This is a genomic window from Mesorhizobium sp. P3_A9 (assembly GCF_056402975.1).
The window spans coordinates 1-7,418 of the sequence record NZ_JBFUGJ010000291.1 but is presented as its reverse complement, the minus strand read 5'-3'; the positions used below and the strand labels follow the sequence as shown (position 1 = coordinate 7,418).

7 protein-coding genes and 2 pseudogenes are annotated in these 7,418 nt (G+C 62.2%); 4 read left to right on the top strand and 5 right to left on the bottom strand.

The genetic code is table 11. From position 1 onward, the window contains the following. Nucleotides 1-139, top strand: a pseudogene (locus tag AC1DX0_RS27445) (NAD(P)/FAD-dependent oxidoreductase); the annotation flags it as partial. 150 nt (nt 140-289) lie between these two features. Then, on the top strand, nt 290-2,269 hold the full coding sequence (locus AC1DX0_RS27440; RefSeq protein ID WP_477357531.1) for a bifunctional 2',3'-cyclic-nucleotide 2'-phosphodiesterase/3'-nucleotidase: 1,980 nt from the start codon (nt 290-292) through the stop codon (nt 2,267-2,269). 74 nt (nt 2,270-2,343) lie between these two features. Here AC1DX0_RS27440 and AC1DX0_RS27435 read toward each other — a convergent pair whose 3' ends face one another. Both AC1DX0_RS27435 and AC1DX0_RS27430 read right to left on the bottom strand, forming a co-directional pair. Beyond that, nucleotides 2,344-2,658, bottom strand: a complete 315-nt coding sequence (locus AC1DX0_RS27435) for a hypothetical protein (protein ID WP_477220649.1) — start codon at nt 2,656-2,658, stop codon at nt 2,344-2,346. A 211-nt stretch (nt 2,659-2,869) separates the two neighbouring features. Continuing rightward, nucleotides 2,870-4,126, bottom strand: a complete 1,257-nt coding sequence (locus AC1DX0_RS27430; protein ID WP_477357528.1) for a class I SAM-dependent methyltransferase — start codon at nt 4,124-4,126, stop codon at nt 2,870-2,872. Between the two features lie 331 nt (nt 4,127-4,457). Here AC1DX0_RS27430 and AC1DX0_RS27425 point away from each other — a divergent pair, with 331 nt between their 5' ends. Both AC1DX0_RS27425 and AC1DX0_RS27420 read left to right on the top strand, forming a co-directional pair. Then, nucleotides 4,458-4,592 carry a hypothetical protein gene (locus AC1DX0_RS27425; RefSeq protein ID WP_477357525.1) on the top strand — a complete coding sequence of 45 codons (135 nt, stop codon included), beginning with the start codon at nt 4,458-4,460 and terminating at the stop codon, nt 4,590-4,592. A 165-nt stretch (nt 4,593-4,757) separates the two neighbouring features. After that, the gene (locus AC1DX0_RS27420; protein ID WP_477220647.1) at nt 4,758-5,048 is read left to right on the top strand and encodes a Dabb family protein; all 291 of its coding nucleotides are present in this window, start codon (nt 4,758-4,760) and stop codon (nt 5,046-5,048) included. Here AC1DX0_RS27420 and AC1DX0_RS27415 read toward each other — a convergent pair. From AC1DX0_RS27415 to AC1DX0_RS27405, 3 genes and pseudogenes are all read right to left on the bottom strand, one after another. Next, entirely contained in the window at nt 5,018-6,028 is a 1,011-nt protein-coding gene (locus AC1DX0_RS27415; RefSeq protein ID WP_477220646.1) for a glycosyltransferase family 2 protein, read from the bottom strand. The two genes, AC1DX0_RS27420 and AC1DX0_RS27415, sit on opposite strands and share 31 nt — an antisense overlap. Beyond that, nucleotides 6,025-7,038 carry a GNAT family N-acetyltransferase gene (locus tag AC1DX0_RS27410; protein WP_477220645.1) on the bottom strand — a complete coding sequence of 338 codons (1,014 nt, stop codon included), beginning with the start codon at nt 7,036-7,038 and terminating at the stop codon, nt 6,025-6,027. Before AC1DX0_RS27410 ends, AC1DX0_RS27415 begins: the two co-directional genes overlap by 4 nt. After that, nucleotides 7,031-7,418: pseudogene (locus AC1DX0_RS27405) on the bottom strand (hypothetical protein); the annotation flags it as partial. The gene AC1DX0_RS27410 and the pseudogene AC1DX0_RS27405, both read right to left, overlap by 8 nt.

The following is a 7,418-nucleotide window of genomic DNA, read 5'->3' as shown; positions in this document are numbered from 1 at the left end:
GCTCTGGGGCATCGCGCACATCTATTTTCTGATCGGCTTCCGCAACCGGCTTGCGGTTTCCCTGAGCTGGCTATGGATCTACGTCACAGGCCAGCGCAGCGCCCGGCTGATCACCCAGGGCGACGACGACAAGACCTGACTTTTCTTCACTGTCGCATTCATCCGCGCGTCATCTGTCGCTGATCGACTGATGTCCGGATGCGCGCGACTTCTTGAGTGGACTTGAGCCGATTTCAGCGCCAAGTTCGCTTCGGGGCAGGGCGTGTCACGTTGTCTATGAGGAGAAAACATGTCGCAACTGCTCCATCCAGTCTCCCGCCGCGGTTTTCTTGCGGGTGCCGCAGCCACAGGGGCGCTGATCGTGCTTCATCCCTTCTCCGCCCGTGCGCAAGCCAACCAGGCGCATCTTCGCATCATGGAAACCACCGACATCCATGTGAATGTGCTGCCTTATGATTACTACGCCGACAAAGCCAACGACACGATGGGCCTGTCGCGCACGGCGTCGCTGATCGACGCGGTGCGCAAGGAAGCCGTCAATTCGATGCTGATCGACAATGGCGACCTGCTGCAGGGCAACCCGATGGGYGACTACATCGCCTACGAGAAGGGCCTGAAGGATGGCGATGTGCATCCGATCATGAAGGGCATGAACCTGCTCGGCTACGAGTGMTCGACGCTCGGCAACCATGAGTTCAACTACGGCCTGTCCTTCCTGGACAAGGCGCTGGCCGGCGCCAATTTTCCGTTCGTCTGCGCCAATCTGATCCGCGGTACCGAGCTCGCCGCCAACCCGCGCGACGACAAGCTCTATCTCAAGCCCTATGTGATCCTCGACAGGAAGATCAAGGACGGTTCGGGCGCCGAGCAGCCGATCAGGATCGGCATCATCGGTTTCGTGCCGCCGCAGATCATGGTCTGGGACCTCAAGAACCTCGAGGGCAACGTCAAGACGCGCGACATCGTCGAGGCGGCCAAGGCCTGGGTGCCGCAGATGAAGGAGGAGGGCGCCGACATCGTTATCGCGCTCTCGCATTCCGGCATCGACGTCAAGCAGGGCGACATGATGGAGAACGCCTCGTTCTTCGTCGCCGGCGTTCCCGGCATCGATGCCGTGTTCACCGGCCACCAGCATCTGGTGTTCCCCGGCAAGAAGGATTTCCAGTCGCTCGAGGGCGTCGACACGCAAAAAGGCACGCTGCAGGGCAAGCCCGCCGTCATGGGCGGCTTCTGGGGTTCGCATATGGGTCTGATCGACCTGATGCTGGAGCGCGACGGGTCGAAATGGAAGGTCGTTTCCGCGACCTCCGAGGCGCGGCCGATCTTCGAGCGCGTCGACAACAAGAACAAGCCGACTGTTCCCGACGACAAGCGCATCATCGCCGCCCTCGAGCAGGACCACCAGGCGACCCTGGCCTATGTGCGCCGTCCTGTCGGCAAGACTTCGGCGCCGCTCTATTCCTATTTCTCGCTGGTTGCCGACGATCCGTCGGTGCAGGTCGTSAGCCAGGCGCAGACCTGGTACYTSAAGGACATYCTCAARARCACGCAGTGGAAGGAYGTGCCGCTGCTGTCGGCSGCCGCKCCCTTCAAGGCSGGYGGRCGCAACGGCGCCGACTAYTAYACCGACGTGCCGGYCGGCGAYATYGCSATCAAGAACGTCGCCGACCTCTATCTCTACCCGAACACCGTGCGCGCCGTCGAAATCACCGGTGCGCAAGTCAAGGAATGGCTGGAAATGTCGGCCGGCATCTTCAACAAGATCGAGGTCGGGAAGGCCGACCAGGCGCTCATCAACACCGATTTCCCATCCTACAATTTCGACGTCATCGACGGCGTCACCTACAAGATCGATGTGTCGCAGCCGCCGAAATACGATGCCAAGGGCGGCGTGGCGAATGCCGGCGCCAATCGCATCGTCGACTTGATGTTCGGCGGAAAGCCTATTGATCCCAATCAGAAATTCGTCGTTGCGACCAACAATTACCGGGCCGGCGGCGGCGGCAATTTCCCTGACATCAATGCCTCGAAGATCATTTATGAGGCACCGGACACCAACCGCGACGTCATCGTTCGCTACATCGTCAGCCAGGGCACCATCAACCCGTCCGCCGATGACAACTGGTCGTTCGCGCCGCTGCCGGGCACCAGCGTCGTGTTCGAGACCGGCGTCAAGGCGAAGGACTTCATTGCCGATGTGAAGTCGCTGAAGATCGAACCGGCGGGCGAGGGCGAAGCCGGTTTTGCCAGATACCGCATCCTGCTCTGATACGGCTTCACACTTTCCAGGGTCCGCGTCGCGACAGTGATGCGGACCATGTTCAACGCAGAACCCGCGCGGCTTCAGTTGGTTGCAGGCACCGGCGTCAGCGGCAAGGCTGTCGCGGGGGCTTGCGGGCTGACTGGCTGCGTCGGCTCGAGCGATATACCCGTCGGGTCGCTGGGCACGGTCAAGGGCGTCATCCCGGCCGGGGCATGCACCCCGTGGATGGTCGAGGTCGGTGTGTCGTCGATGAGATCGCTCGCACCCGGCGTCAAGGTTGGGCTGATGCTGTGGCCCAGCGGATCGTTCATGACGGTGGGTGGAGCTATGCGCCGTGCGTCGGCTGCGGATATGGCGGCAAGCAAGATGGCAATGGCGGCAACGGTTCGCTTCAAGGAAGCCTCCTATGGTCAGAGGCGCTCGGCGTAGGGGATTGGGCGCGGGCGTCGGATGCGGCAGAACGCCGGCCAAGCGCTCACGGTTGCATCACGTTGGCATCAGGAAATCGCGATCGAAAGGGCGAAGCGCGCCAACCGGCAATCGACCCGGTCGTCATGCCCAGCAGTGCTGCCTTGCACCGGCAACGAAATCGAAGAGCGTATCGACCTACGCCTTGTAGACCACCTGGCGCACGTCGATGTAGCTGGCGCGGAAGCCGGCCTCGCAATAGTGCAGGTAGAACTCCCAGAGCTTCTTGAAGCGATCGTCGAAGCCGAGCGGCACGATCTTCTCCCACGACGCCCAGAAGCGCTGCCGCCATTCGGCGAGYGTGCGCGCATAGTCGTCRGGRAACACGCGCTCRCGCAGATGCGCAAGGCCATGRTCCGCGCCGAGCGWCTTCAGGATCGACGGTGTCGGCAGCATGCCGCCSGGGAAAACGTAGCGCTGGATGAAATCCGGCCTGGCGCGATAGGTGTCGTAGGCAGCCTCGTTGATGGTGATGATCTGCAGGCCCGCTGTGCCGCCGGGCCTCAGGCAGGCCTTCATCTTCGAGAAGAACACCGGCCAGTATTTCTCGCCGACCGCTTCGAACATCTCGATAGACGCAATGCGGTCGTAAGTCCCTGTTTCGTCGCGGTAATCCTGCAGCTTGATATCGACCTTGTCGGCAAGCCCGGCCTTGGCGATGCGTGCCTTGGCGAAATCGTGCTGTTCGCGGCTGATCGTCAGTCCGGTAACGCGGCAGCCGATTTCGCGTGCCGCGAATTCGGCAAAGCCGCCCCAGCCACAACCTATCTCCAGCACATGGTCCTTTCTGCCGATACCGATATCCCTGGCCAGTGCCCGATATTTGGCGGCCTGGGCGCTTTCCAGGTCATTGGCGCCATTCGCGTAAAGCGCCGAGGAATAGGTCATGCTCGGRTCGAGCCAYTCCTTGTAGAARGCGTTGCCRAGATCGTAGTGCGCCGAGATRTTGCGYTKCGAGCCGGTGCGKGTGTTYTCRTTGAACCAGTGGCGGATACGCTGGACGGTGTTGATGAGCCAGCTGGCACCGCCGGCGACGCGTTCGCCGATCGCCGAATTGACCACGAACAATTCCAGGAAGCTGGTGACGTCGGGGCTTTCCCAATCGCCGTCCATATAGGATTCGGCAACGCCGATGGTGCCGCCGGAAAAGGCGCGGCCTGGCAGGCGCCAGTTCTTGAGCACCAGTTCGGCGTCCGGGCCAGGCCCCTTGCCGCCGACGAGAACGGCGCGACCATCCGGCATCCTGACCTTGAGCGTACCACGCGGCAGGTTCATCGCCGCCGACAGCACCATGCGCGCCTTGGCCGGCAGGCCTTTGACGATCTCGGCGAAATTGAACTCGTCGAGCCTGACCGCTTCGCCCGGCGCTACGCTGTGATGTTCTCCGTCTGCCATTTCATGCCCCTGGATTTCCGTGGTACCGGCGCAATTGCCGAACCACGGTTCTCTTGGATCATCCGCCAGGTTCGAACACCCTTGCCTGGTCCCGTTGGCGCACGGATTAGGCTACAGGCGGGTCGAACGAAAGCGCGCGCCCGTTAACCGGAGCTTCCGCGCTTTCCCAGCGAATGCCAATCACAATCTTCCACGTCATGAGGGGGAACTTCAAGAGGCAGGCTGTTAGCTGGGCTGTGCCACGTTGCGTTCGGCATTTTCGTCGGGGCGCTGCTGCCCAAAATCAAAAAACGTCTATGGCTGCAGTCGCGCTTGTGCGATAGCTTTAGCCATGCGTTATGTAGTCGTCATTGMCGCCATCGCGTTCTTCCTGATCTGGGACGGCCTCTACAATCAGGGCCGGTATCTCGACATATCGGTCAGGGAGCTCTCCCATGCCGTGCGCTACGTCACCGGCAAGGCATAATATCCCCTTCAGAGATAGCAGCCCGGCGCTTCTGCGAGGTCTTCGTTGCGAGATGAGGTCCGGCCCCATCCGGGGCGCGTCGCAAGGACGCGTGGCGCCATGAACGGTTGACGCGAGGGGACCGCCGTCACTAAAGACCCCGACATTCAGATCGAGGAGGCGGGATTGATCCGGCATATCGTTTTCTTCAGCGCGCGGCGCAAGGAGGATGTGGAGGCGGTGCGCACCGGGCTGCTGGCGCTCGGCAACATTCCGCATTCCAGTCTCTTCGAGGTCACTTTGAACACCAAGGTCGACCCGCTGTCGGATGAAGTTGATGTCGTCGTCTACGCCGAGTTCGCCGATGACGCGGCACTGGCCGCCTACAAGGCGCATCCGCTTTATGCGCAGACCACCAGCAAGGTCAAACCATTGCGCGAACTGCGCTATTCCGCCGATGTGGTGGCAGGCAGCTGATCCAGCGCCTGAGGCAGCTGATCCAGCGCCTGCGGTTGCTGACCGAGCGCCTGCTCTAGCATGTGCCGTTTTCGACGCCCCATGAAATAGCCCGGCAGCACGTGGAGGCCGCCAGGCAGATGGTTGGCCTGCCGCCAGGCCTTCAACTCGGCCAGCGCGACGCCGAAATGGCCCTGCGCCGCCGCTTTCAGCGTGCCGCGCACCGTCAGGTAGCTGAGGATCGACCCATAGCCGATTGATCGATAATCGGGACAGCGGCCGACGAAATCGTCCAGACCCTTGATATAGCCGGCATGGTTGCGCGAGATCGAGTTCGCCGATCGGTATTTCCACACGTCGGTGGCGGTGCCGAAGGCGATGCGATGCCGCCTCGCCAACCGCAGCAGCAACTCACGATCCTGATGTCGGCGCAGGTCCGGATCATAGCCGCCGATCGCGTCAAAAGCCGTGCGGCGAACCGTGACGGTCGAATTGGTCAATGGAATGCAATGGCAGAGCAGGAGCTGCCGCAGTTTCTCTCCACCGGGCGTCATGCCAGGCAAGCGGTGGATGCGTTCACCGCTGTCCGAAATGTCGCTGAAGCCGTCTATGCTGCAGTCGATATCGGGGTTCTCATCGAAGAAGGCGATCAGCCGGTCCAACCGTCCGGGGCGGAAGGCGTCGTCCGAATCGAGAAAGGCGATGAGCGGCGCGGTGGACAGGGCCGCACCTTCATTGCGGGCCTTGTTGGCGCCGGCCGGCAACGGCATGCGGCGCCATTTCAGGCGCACATCGTCGAGCGAGGCCAGATAGCTGTCGGTCCCGTCCGCCGACCCGTCGTCTATCACCACCACCTCGATATCCATTCGGAGGCTGCCGAGGACGGACGCCAGCGTGCGTGGCAGGCTTTCGCGGCGGTTTTTCGCTGGAACCACGACGGCAAGGCGCGGCGTGACTGCGCGCCCGATTTCCCTGGGAAAGGATGCTGGAAGGACTGTCACAGGCGAAACTCGTGCATGGTGGTGCGGATGCAGCCGAAGTCGGCCTTGAAGGGTTCGTCGCCGATGGTGAAATCGAAGGCTGTGCCGCCCTCGGCAGCCCAGGCCGCCATGACCCGGTCGAGCGCTACGCGACCGGGGGAATGACGGGCGTGGGAGACGTAGTTGCAGGCCAGCAGAATGTAGCGGAAGCAGTCGCCGTCGACCAAGCCGAAGACAAAGGCAACCGGACCATCCCTGGAGGCGAGGCGCCAGGTTCTTGCAAGCCCGGAGCGTGCGCCGTTGGTGGCGACATCGATGTAGAATTCGAGACCATGCGCCGTCTGCAGCGGATCGTCGGGAAAGCGACCGGCGCGGAAGTCGCGCGCGGCAACCATGGCCTGACGCACACCGTCCGGGTCGACCAATTCCAGCGTCAGCCCACCAGCCTCGGCAAGCCTGTGCGCCTTCCGGTCAAGTCTGGCGGCGTCCCGGCAACCGAGATTCGCCCTGCGCCATTCAGCATAGGGATTGCCGTAGCGCACGGCGTGCGCGCCGAAGTCGAGCGGGGAAGGCTCGACCCCCAGCAGAGAACGCCATTGATGCAGATGGCTATGGTGGACAGGTCCGATTCGCAAATCCGCATGAAGCCCAACGACATCGCGAAAATGCCGCGCGGTTTGCGCGCCAAACCCTATGCCTCTGGCCACGACAGGGCAGGCATAATCGGTGACGCCCAAAAAGGCATACTCGATCGACCCCACACCATCACCGCTCTTGCGGCGGACCAGGGGAACCAGCAGCTGCGGGTCGCCCTCGTGGTCCCGGCCTATGACCACCAGCGGCTCGACATCATGGGCCGGAGCGATGTTGCGATAGAAGGCCGAAAGCCAGTCGGGATGCTGGAAGGCCGATGCCGATGCGCTGGCATACAGCCGTCGATACGCCTCGGAACCGAAATCGAAGCGATCGGTCGCCTCAAGCAGGATCGGCCGTTTGGAAAGCGGATGCTCCGGTGCGGCGAGGTCAAGCACGTTTCAGCCCCGTGAAAAGACGTCTGAACGCCTGTTGCGGGAGAAGCGCGGGATCGTCGAGGCCGATGCGGGGTCCAACCGGCAAGTCGACGGCGCGCAAGGCGGCGTACAGTCGGTCCTCCGAAAGTCTCTGGGTTTCGACCCGTTGGGGGAGTGTTTCCTTATAGATCGTGCTGTGGGAACCGTGCGCCGGATTGGTGTTGATCTCAAAGATCTGCGGATGCCCGTCGACCAGCGAGAAATCGGCACGCCCGTAATCGATGCCGGCAAGGTCGAAAGCCCGGCGCAGCACGTCTTCATACAGATTGCCTTCGACAAAGCGGCGCTCGTTTTCGAGGAATGTCTCCAGCTTCGGATGGGCGAGGAGTCTCTGTTTGTCC